Source organism: Mariniflexile aquimaris (genome assembly GCF_042676825.1).
GTDB lineage: Bacteria > Bacteroidota > Bacteroidia > Flavobacteriales > Flavobacteriaceae > Mariniflexile > Mariniflexile aquimaris.
This window is the reverse complement of record NZ_JBHTIB010000002.1, coordinates 1-15352: the sequence shown is the minus strand read 5'-3', so window position 1 is coordinate 15352 and position 15352 is coordinate 1. Positions and strand designations below refer to the sequence as shown.

At 33.0% G+C, this 15352-nt stretch carries 15 protein-coding genes; 5 read left to right on the top strand and 10 right to left on the bottom strand.

Going from position 1 to position 15352, the window contains the following annotated elements; translation table 11 throughout:
• On the bottom strand, positions 1 to 942 hold the full coding sequence (locus tag ACFQ0I_RS00075) for an aldo/keto reductase (protein ID WP_379938260.1): 942 nt from the start codon (positions 940 to 942) through the stop codon (positions 1 to 3).
• A gap of 166 nt (positions 943 to 1108) precedes the next feature.
• Between ACFQ0I_RS00075 and ctlX the strand changes: the two genes are divergently transcribed.
• On the top strand, positions 1109 to 2044 hold the full coding sequence (ctlX, locus tag ACFQ0I_RS00070) for a citrulline utilization hydrolase CtlX (protein ID WP_379938258.1): 936 nt from the start codon (positions 1109 to 1111) through the stop codon (positions 2042 to 2044).
• Positions 2045 to 2218: 174 nt separating this feature from the next.
• On the opposite strand, the gene ACFQ0I_RS00065 is transcribed toward ctlX, so the two are convergent.
• On the bottom strand, positions 2219 to 4273 hold the full coding sequence (locus ACFQ0I_RS00065) for a tetratricopeptide repeat-containing sensor histidine kinase (RefSeq protein WP_379938256.1): 2055 nt from the start codon (positions 4271 to 4273) through the stop codon (positions 2219 to 2221).
• A 386-nt stretch (positions 4274 to 4659) separates the two neighbouring features.
• Between ACFQ0I_RS00065 and argS the strand changes: the two genes are divergently transcribed.
• Entirely contained in the window at positions 4660 to 6435 is a 1776-nt protein-coding gene (argS, locus tag ACFQ0I_RS00060; protein WP_379938254.1) for an arginine--tRNA ligase, read from the top strand.
• A gap of 24 nt (positions 6436 to 6459) precedes the next feature.
• Here argS and ACFQ0I_RS00055 read toward each other — a convergent pair whose 3' ends face one another.
• The 6 genes from ACFQ0I_RS00055 to rsfS form a co-directional block, all read right to left on the bottom strand.
• Positions 6460 to 6726, bottom strand: a complete 267-nt coding sequence (locus tag ACFQ0I_RS00055) for an acyl-CoA-binding protein (protein WP_379938252.1) — start codon at positions 6724 to 6726, stop codon at positions 6460 to 6462.
• Positions 6726 to 7376 (bottom strand): phosphatidylserine decarboxylase family protein, encoded by a 651-nt coding sequence (locus ACFQ0I_RS00050; RefSeq protein ID WP_379938251.1) that lies wholly within the window; start codon positions 7374 to 7376, stop codon positions 6726 to 6728. The genes ACFQ0I_RS00055 and ACFQ0I_RS00050 overlap by 1 nt, the downstream gene beginning before the upstream one ends.
• On the bottom strand, positions 7366 to 8187 hold the full coding sequence (locus ACFQ0I_RS00045) for a phosphatidate cytidylyltransferase (RefSeq protein ID WP_379938249.1): 822 nt from the start codon (positions 8185 to 8187) through the stop codon (positions 7366 to 7368). Before ACFQ0I_RS00045 ends, ACFQ0I_RS00050 begins: the two co-directional genes overlap by 11 nt.
• A 1-nt stretch (position 8188) precedes the next feature.
• Positions 8189 to 8797 carry an LUD domain-containing protein gene (locus ACFQ0I_RS00040; RefSeq protein WP_379938248.1) on the bottom strand — a complete coding sequence of 203 codons (609 nt, stop codon included), beginning with the start codon at positions 8795 to 8797 and terminating at the stop codon, positions 8189 to 8191.
• 117 nt (positions 8798 to 8914) lie between these two features.
• Positions 8915 to 10858, bottom strand: a complete 1944-nt coding sequence (gene ftsH, locus ACFQ0I_RS00035; protein WP_379938246.1) for an ATP-dependent zinc metalloprotease FtsH — start codon at positions 10856 to 10858, stop codon at positions 8915 to 8917.
• Between the two features lie 8 nt (positions 10859 to 10866).
• Complete coding sequence (gene rsfS / locus ACFQ0I_RS00030) at positions 10867 to 11238, bottom strand: ribosome silencing factor (protein ID WP_379938244.1); 372 nt, start codon at positions 11236 to 11238, stop codon at positions 10867 to 10869.
• Between the two features lie 94 nt (positions 11239 to 11332).
• On the opposite strand from rsfS, the gene ACFQ0I_RS00025 reads away from it, so the two are divergent.
• Entirely contained in the window at positions 11333 to 12064 is a 732-nt protein-coding gene (locus ACFQ0I_RS00025) for a biotin--[acetyl-CoA-carboxylase] ligase (RefSeq protein ID WP_379938242.1), read from the top strand.
• Here ACFQ0I_RS00025 and ACFQ0I_RS00020 read toward each other — a convergent pair.
• Together ACFQ0I_RS00020 and pyrE are read right to left on the bottom strand one after the other, a co-directional pair.
• A complete protein-coding gene (locus ACFQ0I_RS00020) occupies positions 12061 to 12456 on the bottom strand; it encodes an SRPBCC family protein (RefSeq protein WP_379938240.1) in 396 nt (131 codons plus the stop codon). The two genes, ACFQ0I_RS00025 and ACFQ0I_RS00020, sit on opposite strands and share 4 nt — an antisense overlap.
• Positions 12457 to 12540: 84 nt before the next feature.
• A complete protein-coding gene (gene pyrE, locus ACFQ0I_RS00015; protein ID WP_379938238.1) occupies positions 12541 to 13185 on the bottom strand; it encodes an orotate phosphoribosyltransferase in 645 nt (214 codons plus the stop codon).
• A 217-nt stretch (positions 13186 to 13402) separates the two neighbouring features.
• Between pyrE and ACFQ0I_RS00010 the strand changes: the two genes are divergently transcribed.
• Positions 13403 to 13984, top strand: a complete 582-nt coding sequence (locus tag ACFQ0I_RS00010; protein ID WP_379938236.1) for an NUDIX hydrolase — start codon at positions 13403 to 13405, stop codon at positions 13982 to 13984.
• Between the two features lie 494 nt (positions 13985 to 14478).
• On the top strand, positions 14479 to 15352 hold an 874-nt coding region (locus ACFQ0I_RS00005), incomplete at its 3' end, for a hypothetical protein (protein ID WP_379938234.1).

Below are 15352 nucleotides of genomic sequence, written 5' to 3'. Positions count from 1 at the left end.
TTACCAAGGTAAGTTTAATTGTTTAACCTCAGATTGATAGAATTTTTCAAGTTGTTCTATAAGTTGTTTTGGAAGTGGGTTTTTAATACTGTCTAGATTACTTTTTAATTGGTCGATGCTTGTGTTACCAGGAATTACAGTTGATACGGCATCATACGCTAAACAAAATGCTATAGCGGCTTGCGCAAGATTCATGTTCTTATCAATAATATTTTTAACAGCATCTATTAATTTGGCTCGCGTTTTTATATCTTCTCTAGACCATCTGCTTCTAATATCATTAAAAACACTGGCTTCATTGTATTTGCCAGAAAGCCAACCAGAGTCAAGCGGTATTTTAACAATAATTCCAACCTTTTTTTCTTTTGCCAAGTCAAAAGAATCAGCCGCATCCTGATGCAAAATATTAAAAAAAGCTTCGATAACTTCACATCTGGTAGTATTCATAAAAAGCGTCATTTCTTTCGGTGTATCTAAAGACGCGCCATAGGCTTTAATTTTACCTTCGTCTATAAGTTTTTCTAAAATTTCATAATGGTCGTTTTTATTGCCATCAAGATATTCATACGGCGGGTTGTGAATTATCAGTGAATCTACATAATCTAGCTGTAACCGTTTTAAGCTGCCTTCTAAAGATTCGCGAATGTAGTTTGCATTATAATTAGTTTGCCCGGTATGGGTATGGCCGAATTTGGTGTTAATTACAATGTTACTTCTATCAACACCTTTCAATGCTTTTCCTAGTCTTTGCTCGCCAGTGCCATGTCCGTAATTAGGCGCCGTATCAAAAAAGTTAACGCCCAATTCAATGGATTTATGGACCAAATTTATAGCCTCATTCTCTTCTAAACTTTTCCAGCCAGAATTTATTCCTAACTGCCAAGCCCCAAGTCCTATTTCTGAAACTAAAGGAGCATTGCTTATTAATTTATTGTATTTCATGAATTGATATTAATTTTTTTTATAGCCTTGACATTTTAAGAAGTACACCGCATGAAATATCAAGTCTTAGATACTCAAATTTAGGTATTTTTCTACTTTAATTCAAATTTGTAATTCTAACTTTTATCGCATAAATAGTTATATTTTTGTAAAATAATTTATTGTTATGCAACAAACCACAAACACCATTTTAATGATTCGTCCAATTAATTTTAGGATGAACGAACAAACCGCTGTAAATAATTATTACCAAAAGGTAATAGATAATTTAATGCCTCAAACGGTTAACGCGAAAGCGCAACAAGAGTTTGATGCTTTTGTTGAGAAATTAAAAAGTGTCGGGGTAAACGTAATTGTTGTAAATGATACCGAAGAGTTTGACACACCCGATTCTATTTTTCCGAATAACTGGGTGTCTTTTCATGAAAATGGCGATGTGGGGTTATATCCTATGTTTGCCGAAAACAGGCGTTTAGAGCGTAGAGAAGACATATTAGAAACTCTGGAGGCCGAAGGCTTTAAAATAAATAACATTGTTGATTATACAAGTGCTGAAGAAGAACATTTGTTTCTTGAAGGCACAGGAAGCGTTGTACTAGACAGAGTGAACCATAAAGCTTATTGCGCTTTGTCGCCCAGAGCCGATGAAGAATTGTTTATAGAATTTTGTGAAGATTTTGAGTTTATGCCGGTAATTTTTACGGCAAACCAAACCGTAAGTGGGGAACGAAAAGCCATTTATCACACAAACGTGATGATGTGTTTGGGCGAAACATTTGCAGTTATTTGTTTAAGTAGTATTGACGATAAAAAAGAACGAAGAAATGTGATTGACCATTTAAAGGAAGATGGCAAAGAGATAATAGATATTACTGAAGCACAAATAAATAATTTTGCTGGTAATATGTTGCAGGTTATTGGTGATAATGGTATTAAATATTTGGTAATGAGTCAAGCTGCTCACGATGCGTTAACCGAAAATCAACTAGAAAAGCTTAAAAAACACAGTAATATTCTTTCTAGTTCTTTAGATACTATTGAAGCTTGCGGAGGCGGTAGTGCACGTTGTATGATGGCAGAGGTGTTTTTGCCTAAAGCTTAATTGGCTGATAGGTTTGCGTTAGGGATTGAAGCGGCATCCTTTTGTTTTTCTTGATACCTAAAAATGTGCTTTAGAAAGCCCTTAATTTTTGAGATAGCTTTTTAACTTATTAGAAGTAAAAAAACAAAAGATATAGCGAAAAGCCCGACCCTTGGGTAACGCCCAAAAAATAAATTATGCTGGTTTAGATTTTGGTAACTGCACGTAGAAGGTGCTGCCAACATTTAGGGTGCTTTCTACCCAAATTTTACCATTGTTAAGTTCTACCAGTTCTTTACAGATAGATAATCCTAAGCCAGTTCCTTTTTCGTTATTAGTACCGACTGTAGTGAACGAACTATTTTTGAATAATTTATCGATGTTTTGTTTTGAAATGCCAATACCAGTGTCTGCAATACTTATAATGCAATTGCCATTGCTAATATGGTTAGAAATGGTAATGGTATCGCCCCTTTTACAGAATTTTAGTGCGTTGGCAAGTAGATTTTGAACCACTATTTCGAACATGCTTCTATCGGCATAAGCAAAATCGCGCAGAGAATGGTCGATTAATTCAATGCCTTTATTTTCCATGCGCTGCTCAATTAATCGCACTTTTTCTTCAAACACTTCCTGTACGTCGAATAAGGTTGGTTTTGGTTCTAAGGACTGCATTTGAGACTTAGACCAGTTTAAAAGGTTGAATAGCAGCAACGAGGCGTTATTAGCATTTTCGCTTAATTCTGGAATTAAATTATCGAATTCTTCTCTAGATAACGAACCGTCTTTTAATAAATCGATAAAGCCATTTATAGAAGACAAAGAATCTTTTAAATCGTGAGAAACGATTGAAAATAATTTATCTTTTACATTATTAACATTTTCCAGATGTTTAGTTTGTTCTAAAAATGCCTGGTTTTGTAATTCGATTTTAAGGTTTTTCTCTTCTAATTCTTGTGTGTATTTTATGTTGCTGTTTCTTTTTAAATAGATTAAAACTAAAAAAGTAGAAACGATGGCAAGTGCCGCTAAGAGCCCGTAAAATATTAATTTAAATTTATCAAACTCTTCGTGGACTTCTTGGAAGTCTTCGGGTGACGATATCGGGTAATTAGAACTAAGTATTTCTTTTTCGAAATCTGGGTTAAATTCTAATTCTACAGAATCAGAAACTTTAAAATTCGAAGATCGGTTAAGACTGCTTTTTAAGTTGTAATATTCACGTTGCCAGATAAAGGCTCTATCAAATTGCTTTTGAGTAGAATCGAGGGCAATCATTAATTTGTAATATCTTAATAGCTCTGGTTTGTTGTTTATACGTTTAGCGATAGTACCTGCCTCATAAAGTAGTTGTTCTGCTAGCTTTAAGCGGTTATTTTGTAGGTTTAATTCACCCAAGCTATTTAACGATAATAGAATTCCAGATTTATTATTCGCTTTACGGTTAATTTCTAATCCTTCTAACAGATATTGGGATGCTTTATTAAAGTCGTTAAATTTTAAATATTCAGACCCTAATCTTGGGAAAATGCTTCCTCGCAACGAATCGGCACCATTTTTAGATATGTTAAGTGCTTTTTCATAATATTCAATAGCTTTTCTATTTTCATTTTTATAAGAATAAAGTTCGGCTAACTGAATGTTGGATTCTATAAGACCTGTAACATCTTTTAATTGTTGCTGAATATCTCTGGCTTTTAAATTAAATTCTATCGATTTTTCAACAGCATTTACTTTGTAATATGCATTTGCTAAATTGCTATAAGCTAAGCTTAGGTCTTTTAAAAGATTTTGTTTTTCTAATTCTTTAATGGCTGCGAGCGAATATTGCAACCCTTTGGCGTAATTACCGCGTTTAATTTCTATTAAACCAATACTGTTATTTACCTTGGCAACACCGAGCGAATCATTTAGTTTTTTATATAATTCTTTCGATTTAATATAACCACTTACGGCGTTAATATAGTCGCCTTTTTCGGCATAAATTAAGGATTTGTAGTAGGTAATATCGGCAATGCCTCTGGTGTATTTTAAACTGGTAGAAAGTTTTTCACTCTCGATAATATATTTTAAAGCTCTATCATAATCTTTTAATTTATAAAGCGATTTAATAAGTTTTAAGGAGGTTTGAACCTTTAAGGTATCTTGCGATTCGTAGGCTAATCTTAAGGACAAGCTATCTATCTCTTTAGTTTGAGACAAACCAAAGAAAAAGGACATGCAGATAATTAAAGTAATTATTTTCCTCATACAATGAACACATTACAACAAATTATAAAGCACGAAACAGATTTGTTTTATTTGAGGGAAATAAAGACTGCTTTATTAAATTGTAATACTTGTTAGTTATAATAGCTTTTACTAAACAAAAGTTGGAAAAAGAGACTTTAAAATCTAATTTCTGCGATTTAATACCAATAAATTAGTTAAACAGACATAGCAAAAAAGGGCAAAAATCCGACGAATAGATTAACGGCAAAATTCATAGAATAAGAGCACTTTTGTCGATGAAATGCACGGCGTTTTTTTGATTTAAAAATTAGCTTACAAATAGGCTGTTTTTTATAAAACCACAAAATTAATTAAATGCGTGAATAAAAGTTTTATCTTTGCTCACCTAAAAAAAGTTAGTATTAATGAGCCTTCAAGACACTTTATCAAACCATGTAAAACAAGCGGTTAAATTAACCTTTAATACAGATTTAGAAACGGTAGAATTTCAAGCGACACGCAAAGAATTTGCGGGAGATATTACTGTGGTAATTTTTCCCATGCTACGCTTTATAAAAGGAAATCCGGTACAAATCGGCGAAACAATTGGTAATTATCTCGTAGAACAGGTTAACGAGGTAAAAGCATTTAATGTTGTAAAAGGTTTTTTAAATATTGAAATTAGCGATGCGTATTACATGCAATTCTTTAATGGTATTAAAGATGTAAGCACCTTTGGTTTTGTATCGCCAAAAGCAGATGAAAAGGCTATTATGGTCGAGTATTCATCACCCAACACCAATAAACCTTTGCATTTAGGGCATGTTAGGAACAACTTGTTGGGTTATAGTGTTGCCGAAATATTAAAGGCATCGGGTAAAAAAGTGTATAAAACACAAATTATAAACGATCGCGGTATTCACATTTGTAAAAGTATGTTGGCTTGGAAACTTTTTGGTAAAGGCGAAACACCAGAAAGCAGTGGTTTAAAAGGTGATAAATTGGTTGGAAATTATTATGTGAAATTCGATCAGGAATATAAGAAGCAAATAGAGCATTTAATCAATGATGGGAAATCTGAAGAAGAAGCGAAAAAAACAGCGCCTCTTTTGTTAGAAGCCCAAGAAATGCTTTTAAAGTGGGAAGCTGGAGATGAAGAAACGGTAGCTCTTTGGGAAAAAATGAATGGTTGGGTTTATGAAGGGTTTAATGAAACATATAAAAACTTAGGAGTCGATTTTGATACTTTATATTACGAAAGTAACACCTATTTGTTGGGTAAAGAGTTTGTTGCTGAAGGCTTAAAATCGGGGGTATTTATTAAAGAAGCCGATGGTTCTGTGTGGTGTGATTTAACAGAAGACGGATTAGATAAAAAAATAGTACAACGATCTGATGGAACGGCTGTGTACATGACCCAGGATATAGGAACCGCTATACAGCGAATTAAAGATTTTCCAGATGTTGGTGGTATGGTTTATACCGTTGGTAACGAGCAAGATTACCATTTTCAGGTGCTATTCTTAATTCTGAAAAAATTAGGATTTGAATGGGCTAAGAATCTCTATCATTTAAGCTACGGTATGGTAGATTTACCTAGCGGAAAAATGAAGAGTAGAGAAGGAACTGTGGTTGATGCAGACGATTTAATAGACGAGATGGCAGCAACTGCTGCTGAAATTTCTGAAGAATTAGGAAAACTTGATGGGTATTCGGAAGCAGAAAAACAAGACTTATATAAAACCATTGGTTTAGGAGCCTTAAAATATTACATATTAAAAGTAGATCCTAAAAAACGGATACTATTCGACCCCAAAGAATCAATCGATTTTCAAGGGAATACAGGACCTTTTATACAATATACCTACGCTAGAATTCAAGCCATTCTTAGAAAGGCAGATTTCGATTTGTCAACTAAAATAGATGTGTCTCTGCATCCAAAAGAAAAAGAACTTTTAAAGCAGTTAGAGTTATTTCCTGAAGTTATTCAAAATGCAGCATTACAACATAGTCCGGCATTAGTTGCTAATTATACATACGATTTGGTAAAAGAATTTAATTCATTCTATCAAAACGTCTCTATTTTAGGTGCCGATAATTTAAATGAAAAAGTATTTAGAGTACAACTTTCTAAAGCGGTAGCGCAAACAATTAAAAATGCGTTTAGTGTTTTAGGGATTCAGGTTCCTGAAAGGATGTAATTTTATTATCGTTGGGTTAAGATTCTATTTGCCGTATAAAAAGTACTTATTTACCAAATCGATGTACAAACGTTTTGCTTCGTCTTGGGTTAAATCTTTAACTTGAAATAATGCGTTTGTTTTAAAGGCATTTATAATGGCCTTTTTACTTTTTGGTCGGCTATAATTATTCGTAGCTTTTTTGTAGTAAGCATACAGGTTAAGGAGAATATCTGCAGGGAACGGGTCGGTATAAGCACTTACCCGGGATACAGCTTCTTGAAATTCTATTTCTAATTCTTCACTAGTCATTATAATTCTGCAATAATACTTTCTCCTCCGCGAACTTTTTGGTTAAGTTTAACTTTTATATTGGTGTTAAGAGGTAAATACAAATCAACTCTCGAACCAAATTTTATAAACCCAGAATCGCCACCTTGAATAGCGTTGTCGTTAACCTTGGCGTAATTTACAATACGTTTTGCTAAAGCACCAGCAATTTGTCTATATAACACTTTACCATAGGTTTCGTTTTCTACCACAACCGTAGTGCGTTCGTTTTCTTCGCTTGCTTTTGGGTGCCATGCAACTAAATATTTTCCTGGGTGGTATTTGCTAAAAATCACTTTTCCCCCAATAGGATAACGCGTAACATGCACATTTATTGGCGACATAAAAACACTAACCTGTAAGCGCTTTTCATTAAAAAACTCCTTTTCAAAAACTTCTTCAATAACAACAACCTTACCATCTACAGGAGAAACCACTTGTTTGTCGTTTATAGATGTTTGTCTTTTAGGATTTCTAAAAAATTGAAGAATAAGGATTAAAAACACTAGAAAAAGTAGCATAATAGTAACGCGGAGCCATTCCAGAGAAATAACTAAGTCGGTTACAAAAATACCACCAACAACTATTAAAAATGTAATTAATATGATTTTATGACCTTCTTTATGAAACATACGAAAAAATTCTTAAAAATAAATATATAAAAGGCGCAGCAAAAATGATGCTATCCAATCTATCCAATAAACCACCATGCCCAGGCATAATAACACCGCTATCTTTTACATTAGCTTGTCTTTTAAACTTCGATTCTATAAGGTCGCCTAAGGTGCCAAATACACTTATAATGATGCTTAAAACTAACCAGCTGTTAAAGTTTAAAGTGTGTGTAAAGGTAGCAATAAAATAGCTTGCAATACAGGAAAAAAGTAAACCGCCTAAGAAACCTTCAACAGTTTTTTTAGGTGAAATTTTTTCAAAGAGCTTTTGTTTACCAAAATTCTTACCTACTAGGTAGGCAAACGAGTCGTTTACCCATACTAATATAAACGAGCCTAATAAGACATTAGGATTATAATTTTCGTGGTAGTCTGTAATTAAAATTAAAAAAACAAAGGCGCTTGATAAATAAAACGTGGTGAGTATAAATCGTTTTGTACTAAACAGAGGAATTGTTTTTTCTGAAAATAAATCTTTAATTAAAAACAATTCAACAAATATAGTAAGCACCAAAAGTATTTGGGTTGCTTGTACTAAACCTTCGTTTGAATTTAAGATAAGTTGCCAATACACAAAAATACCATACAGTAATATGAAAATTAAGTAGGGAATATAACTTTTTAATTGAATCAATTTATTAAACTCTGCTAAACATATAAGTCCGAAAATAAAGAATAAAGCAATTAATGAAGCTTCATAATTTAAACATAAAACTAGTAATGTTACGTAAAGTATACCAGAAAGTGATCGAGTTAGGAATTCTTTCATTCTACAGGTCTTCTAATAGAAGTAAGTATAGGTTTTTTGCACTACTACCATAACTTAAAAAATCTTTTTCGTCGTTAGATTTAAAGTGTTTTATTGTAGTAATATTAGTTGGGATTTTCTGTTTGTTTTTAGATTTTATACCGCGTAATCCTTCGCCAATATTTTCTACAATCTGACTGGTAGTAGCAAACACAATAAAGTTTACAGGTAATTCAGGAAGCTTTTTTTCAAATATTTGTTTCGACGAAATTAGTAGCGAACCGTCGTTGGCAATTAAGTTTTCGCAAGTTGTTAAGAAAAAAGCACACTCACTTATTTTCGTTGTAGGGTTTAAACCGGAATTTTTAAACTTATCTTTTAAGTTTGTATCAAATAATAATACCTTCTTGTCATCCCAATTATTTTCTTCGACGATGTTTTGTAAGTTCTGAAATATCTCGTTTAAGTTTTCGCAATACAAGAATTTTCCGCCGTTGGCTTTAAAGTTTATGGTAAATTTTTCATCTATAGGTAGCTTAATTTCAGGCATGTATTTGCCTCTTTCAGTAGACTTAATCTCGTCTGACGATTGATCTGGTTTGAGACCAAATATTTTTCTAAATAAACTCATTTAGTAAGCTGCTATTAATCAAATTTTTGTTGAGGTTATCAAATATAAAAAATCTTAAATTAACCATACAGCTAATTTAAGATTTTTACTTGAAGCTTAATAATATATCAAGCACATTTATTCTTCCGGCTGTTTTATTTCCTCTTTATCGAAGGTACGCTCGCCAAATATTTTTTCAAGATTGTCTTTAAAGATAACTTCTTTCTCTAGCAATACTTCGGCAAGTTCTGTTAGTTTATCTTTATGTTCTTCTAACAGCTTAATAGCTCGCTTATATTGTGTTTCAATAATATCTGAAATTTCTTTATCTATTAACTCAGCAGTCTGTTCGCTATAGGGCTTTGTAAATCCATACTCGTTTTGTCCGCTAGAATCGTAATACGTTAAATTTCCAATTTTATCACTTAAACCATAAATAGTAACCATGGCTCTGGCTTGTTTTGTTACTTTTTCTAAATCGCTTAAAGCACCCGTAGATATTTTATTAAAGATAACTTTTTCAGCGGCTCTACCTCCTAAAGCGGCACACATCTCGTCTAGCATTTGCTCTGGATGAACAATTAAGCGCTCTTCTGGTAAATACCAAGCAGCTCCTAACGATCGTCCACGTGGTACAATAGTTACTTTTACTAATGGTGCAGCATGTTCTAACATCCAGCTAACAACCGCATGACCCGCTTCGTGAAACGCCACAGCTCTTTTTTCACTTGGTGTAATGATTTTATTTTTCTTTTCTAAACCACCAATAATTCTATCTACAGCATCAAGAAAATCTTGTTTATCTACTTCTTTTTTACCGTTTCTGGCTGCTATTAAAGCCGCTTCGTTACATACGTTAGCTATATCTGCTCCAGAAAACCCAGGGGTTTGTTTCGATAAAAAGTCTAAGTCTAAATCTTGAGCCTTTTTTAAAGGTCTTAAATGAACTTCAAAGATTTCTTTACGTTCTCTAACATCTGGTAAATCCACATAAATTTGTCTGTCAAATCGGCCTGCACGCATTAAAGCAGTATCTAAAATATCCGCTCTGTTGGTTGCTGCCAATACAATTACGTTTGTGTTTGTGCCAAAACCATCCATTTCTGTTAACAGTTGGTTTAAGGTATTTTCACGCTCGTCATTACTTCCAGACATGGCATTTTTACCTCTGGCGCGACCAATCGCATCAATTTCGTCAATAAAAATGATTGAAGGCGATTTTTCTTTAGCTTGTTTAAATAAATCGCGAACCCTTGAGGCTCCAACCCCTACAAACATTTCAACGAAATCTGATCCCGATAACGAGAAGAAAGGTACTTTAGCTTCGCCAGCAACGGCTCTTGCTAATAAGGTTTTTCCTGTTCCTGGAGGTCCTACTAATAAGGCTCCTTTTGGAATTTTACCTCCTAAAGAAGTGTATTTTTCTGGCTGTTTTAAAAAGTCTACAATTTCTTGCACCTCTTCTTTAGCGCCTTCTAATCCTGCAACATCTTTAAAAGTTGTTTTAACTTCAGTATTTTGATCGAAAAGTTTTGCTTTCGATTTTCCAATATTGAAAATCTGCCCGCCAGCGCCTCCGCCAGCACCACCAGACATACGTCGCATGATAAAAATCCAAACTCCAATCAACAAAATAAATGGTAGTAATCCCATTAAAAGGCTACCCCAATTATCAGTTTCTGTATCAAATTTTATGATTGGTTTGTTTGGTAATTCTGTTGTGATTTGATTTAACTGATTTTCAAAATTCTGAAGATCACCAAATTCAAATTTATAATTAGGTAATTTGGTTGCAGAAGGTATAAACGATGTAGGTTTCGATTTTTTGTGTACTTCTTTGCTTTCTGCTTCAGAAGTTAAATAAACTTTTGCAACTCGCGTGTTTTTTATAATATCAACTTGAGCGATATCGCCATCTTCTAAATATCTAAAAAAGTCTGAAGGGGTAGTACTGCTACCTTCTTCATAACCACTATTGTTAAATAATTGGAACCCTAAAAATAGAGCAATCAATATACCATAAATCCAGTACGGACTGAATTTAGGTTTGTTGTCATTTATGTTTTTTTTCTCGTTTGCCATTCTTTTTTTTAGTAACTAGTTTCTATTACTGTTGTTTTTGCATCACCCCAAAGACTTTCAATATCGTAATATTGTCTTATGTGTTTTTGAAATACATGTACAACCACATTTACATAATCTATGAGCACCCATTCGGCATTGTCCATGCCCTCGGTGTGCCAAGGATGATCTTTAAGTTCTTTGCTGACTTTCTTTTGAACCGAATTAACTATAGCGTTTACTTGAGTGTTTGATGTACCTTCGCAAATTATAAAGTAATCACATACCGTGTTGTCAATTTCTCTTAAATCTAGAATGTTGATTTCCTTGCCTTTTACATCTTCAATACCACTTATTATGACAGAGATTAGTTCGTCTGCTCCTATATTTTTTTTCGCCATTAATTAATTTTAAATTTTTGCAAAGTTATTATTTTTTTAGTTCTTTATAGTTTAAAATAATCATAAGATTTCAGATACTTTTAATAACTTGTAAATGCGTATAATCAAACTTAATGCCACCGATTCGACTAATAGCTATTTAAAAAGGCTTAGTGCAAGCGAATCTGTTGTAGATTATACGAGTGTTTTGGCAAAAAAACAGACGCAAGGACGCGGACAAATGGGTACGGTATGGAGTTCTGAGTCTGCTAAAAACCTCACATTCAGCGTTTATAAAGATATTTCGCGGTATCAAATTGAGTATCCGTTTTATATAAGTATTGTAACCGCGTTGGCCCTATTAAAGACCTTAGAATTTTTTTCAATTACTAAATTAAGTGTGAAATGGCCGAACGACATTTTGTCAGAAAACAAGAAAATTTGTGGTATATTAATAGAAAACGTTATAAAACATAATAAATTCTATGAGTCTTTTATTGGTATTGGGTTGAATGTCAATCAAACAGAGTTTGATAATTTACCCCAAGCATCGTCTCTAAAGATAATTACAGGACGCTTTTACGATGTAGATGAAGTATTGCACGAAATAATCAAAAATTTAAAGCATTATTTTCTTCTTTTAAAAAGAAATCAGTTTGATGTTTTAAAGGCTGAATATGAATCTTATCTGTTTAGAAAAAACAAACCCTCAACATTTGTAGATGCTCAGGGTTCTGTATTTGCTGGTTTTATAAAAAGTGTTTCCGAAACCGGAAGTCTTCAAGTCTTGTTAGAAGATAATGTTATAAAAGAATTCGAATTTAAAACAATAACGCTGTTGTATTAAATAGCTTTAGGAATACTAGTAACAAGCGTTTCAATAAATTTACTAATTGGGCCTTTTATCATCATCGCCATCATTGGGTTAAAATCTCCCGTAAATTCTAATTGTACATCGCTAGAGTTATCTTCTTTTTTGGTAATGTTTCCTATTAGTGAAAAATCAATTTTTCCACCGGCAGCTCCTAAAACAATTTTGTTAGGAGGGAGCGATTCTTTCTTTTTTAAAATAATTTCGGGCATGCCTTTAAGTGCAAATAAGAAGGTGTCTTCACTTAAAACCTCAAATTTACTGATGTTTTCAGGCATTAAAGATTCAAAGTTTTTAATTTCCGATAAAAAATTAAATACGTCTTCGGGCGATTTCTTTACACTTATTTTTGGCGATTCTAAATTCATTTTATTGTTTGTTGTTATTCATTAAGTTGTTTAGGTGTTAGAGAAATAAACGACTTAACAGCTAAACGGCATGCTTTATTTATATCAAATAGCGTTCCATTCACTCGGATTGGAATTCCATTCTGATAATGTTTTTAGCTCTTTTTCAGAAATATAATTGGTTTTTAAAGCTTGTTCCAACAAACTATTGTAGTCACTTAGTGTTTGTAATTTAACGCCAGCCTTCTCAAAGTTTTCAATAGAAACATCAAATCCATAAGTAAAAATAGCAATCATGCCTTTTACATTTATGCGTGCCTCCTTTAAAGCTTTTACAGCATTTAGACTACTTCCACCTGTGCTAATAAGGTCTTCAACAACAACAACGTTTTGTCCGCCTTGTATAAATCCTTCTATTTGGTTTTTTCGTCCGTGGCCTTTCGCATCTGGTCTTACATATATAAATGGTAATCCCATATATTCGGCAACCAGCATGCCAATTCCAATAGCGCCAGTGGCGACTCCCGCAATCACATCGGGTTTGCCATATTGCTTTTCTATTTGTTTAGCCATGGTTTCGCGAATATAATTTCTAATTGGCGGAAACGATAATACAATGCGGTTATCGCAATAAATTGGCGATTTCCAGCCTGAAGCCCAAGTAAATGGCTCCTTCGGGCTAAGTTTTATTGCATTTATCTGTAATAAAACTTCAGCAGTTTTTCGAGCAGTATCTTTATTGAAAATCATGAAGGCAAAAATAAACATTAAATTAGTTTTACAAGTCTTGTTGGTTGTGATTTAAAATATTTTTTTCAACAATGTATTAATTGTAACTAAAAATGATATTTTTACCAAAATGAAATATTCCTTTTTAAAATTTATTCAGTCAGGTCTATTATAAAGACTGTTGCAAGGAAGCTGTAAAACAAGATTTTAGAATCGGATTAAATTATTTAGTTAAAGCATGTATAAAATATTTGTTGGCGATAAACCTATCATTTTAACCACCGTTGTTGAACAAGAAACGAACTTTAAAAACTATTTACTCAATACCGTAAATGTTGGAAAAGTTATTAAAGAACTTAGCACCACAAAATTAGAAGAGGTACGATTGATTCATAAAAATGGTGAAAAACTGCTTAACAAATTTCTTAAAAAATTACCCAATGTTATTGCTGGAGGTGGTAAAGTAATAAATGATAATAATGAGATTTTATTTATTTACCGAAATGACAAATGGGACTTGCCAAAGGGTAAAATAGAAGGGACAGAAAGTATTGAAAAGACTGCCATTCGTGAAGTTACCGAAGAAACAGGGGTTGCAGGACTAGAAATAACAAAACCTTTGGAAACTACCTACCATATTTTTAAGCGCAACGGAAATCATAGAATCAAGGTCACTTATTGGTTTGAGATGAAAACCAGCTTTAACGGGAATCTATATGCGCAAGAAGAAGAAGGCATTACTAAAGTAGAATGGTTAAACCATGAGCAAACGCAAAAAGCGCTTGGAAATTCTTACGCTAACATCAGGCTTCTAATTTAATAATCGTATCAGATATATTTACTTATATTTTATTTTAAGGTATAATTAAGAAGTGTAGAAAGCTTCTGTGCTTTAAATCTTATCGAAATTTATTGTTCTTCTCAAATTTATGTCACTTTTTTAATTTGACTTTATAATGATTACAGGGTTGATTTAAAGTGGTGACACCAAGTCTTTAACATTTTCAAATGATTTTATATCTCTTTAGTATAATATTAATGTGTTGAAAATCAATTATTAATAATTCTTTTTTTTCATAAATAGCAACATATAAATCGGCTGTTCCGTTCCGCTATTTCTAAATTTTTATACGTACATAATATTTTTTATTAATTATTTTTTTTTGATCTTTTGTAAGAATATATCTAAAATAATGCGATCTAATCATGAGTTTTTCGACAAAGCGCAGATTTTTTTGTTTAAATAAAAGTAAAAAAGATTAAACATAATATATTTTTGTTTAATTTTACAAAGAATACATTAAACAAAATATTATGATAGTTAAATTACTTACTCGATCCCCCAAATTTAGATATCTACTTAGTTGTTTAATACTTTTTATTTCTGTTCAAGCTTTTGCTACAACATGTGGAGAAATAAATGGATTAGAATTTGCCAATGAGCAAAACTCTGTCAAATTAACTGATGGAGGAACGTACGAACTTGGAGATTTGCCAGATAATTTTTATTTGCGTTTGCAAGTGGAGGGGTATTCTCAAAGTGCTCGATATATTGTTGAAAATTTAGATACAGGTAAGAAATATAGAATTACCGAAAATTATGAGCCTTACACATTTCCAGCGGGTAATAGGCCGTGGAGTTTAGGTGTTGGGAGGTATAAGGTAACAGTGTCTTTGCATAAGTACAATTTTGCTTTTGGCAGTAAATGTGATTTGGCAACATATACTTTTTCTTTAACAGACTGTAAAGCCGATGCCGGAAGCTTAATGGCAGATTCAGAATCAGTAAACTTGATTAATGGTAAAGTAACCATCAGTGCAACAGTAAAAGATGCGCCTTATATACCGTCAGGCTATACAAATGCTTACGTATTAACCAAAGGTGAAGGATTAGTGATTCAGGCCTTAGGTGGAACCCCGAGTTTCGAAGTCATGGAAGCAGGAAATTATACTATCCATAGTATTGTATTTAATGCAGAAACTTTAGATACAGGCATTGTAGTACCAGGACAAACAACAGGATTTGATGTTTATGGTTTAATCATAGCAGGAGGCGGTAGTATTTGTGCGAGTTTAGACGTGGCCGGAGCACCATTTATGGTAACCGAATGTGCAGCCGATGCCGGGAGCTTAATGGCAGATTCAGAATCTGTAACATTAATCAATGGTAAAGCAACCATCAGTGCAA

Coding starts and splice junctions, on each gene's coding strand:
- ACFQ0I_RS00040 (WP_379938248.1), bottom strand. CDS start 8,797: ATGAGTTTATTTAGAAAAATATTTGGTCTCAAACCAGATCAATCGTCA.
- ACFQ0I_RS00045 (WP_379938249.1), bottom strand. CDS start 8,187: ATGAAAGAATTCCTAACTCGATCACTTTCTGGTATACTTTACGTAACA.
- rsfS (WP_379938244.1), bottom strand. CDS start 11,238: ATGGCGAAAAAAAATATAGGAGCAGACGAACTAATCTCTGTCATAATA.
- ACFQ0I_RS00020 (WP_379938240.1), bottom strand. CDS start 12,456: ATGAATTTAGAATCGCCAAAAATAAGTGTAAAGAAATCGCCCGAAGAC.
- ACFQ0I_RS00050 (WP_379938251.1), bottom strand. CDS start 7,376: ATGTTTCATAAAGAAGGTCATAAAATCATATTAATTACATTTTTAATA.
- ctlX (WP_379938258.1), top strand. CDS start 1,109: ATGCAACAAACCACAAACACCATTTTAATGATTCGTCCAATTAATTTT.
- ACFQ0I_RS00025 (WP_379938242.1), top strand. CDS start 11,333: ATGCGTATAATCAAACTTAATGCCACCGATTCGACTAATAGCTATTTA.
- pyrE (WP_379938238.1), bottom strand. CDS start 13,185: ATGATTTTCAATAAAGATACTGCTCGAAAAACTGCTGAAGTTTTATTA.
- ACFQ0I_RS00065 (WP_379938256.1), bottom strand. CDS start 4,273: ATGAGGAAAATAATTACTTTAATTATCTGCATGTCCTTTTTCTTTGGT.
- ftsH (WP_379938246.1), bottom strand. CDS start 10,858: ATGGCAAACGAGAAAAAAAACATAAATGACAACAAACCTAAATTCAGT.
- ACFQ0I_RS00055 (WP_379938252.1), bottom strand. CDS start 6,726: ATGACTAGTGAAGAATTAGAAATAGAATTTCAAGAAGCTGTATCCCGG.
- ACFQ0I_RS00075 (WP_379938260.1), bottom strand. CDS start 942: ATGAAATACAATAAATTAATAAGCAATGCTCCTTTAGTTTCAGAAATA.
- argS (WP_379938254.1), top strand. CDS start 4,660: ATGAGCCTTCAAGACACTTTATCAAACCATGTAAAACAAGCGGTTAAA.
- ACFQ0I_RS00010 (WP_379938236.1), top strand. CDS start 13,403: ATGTATAAAATATTTGTTGGCGATAAACCTATCATTTTAACCACCGTT.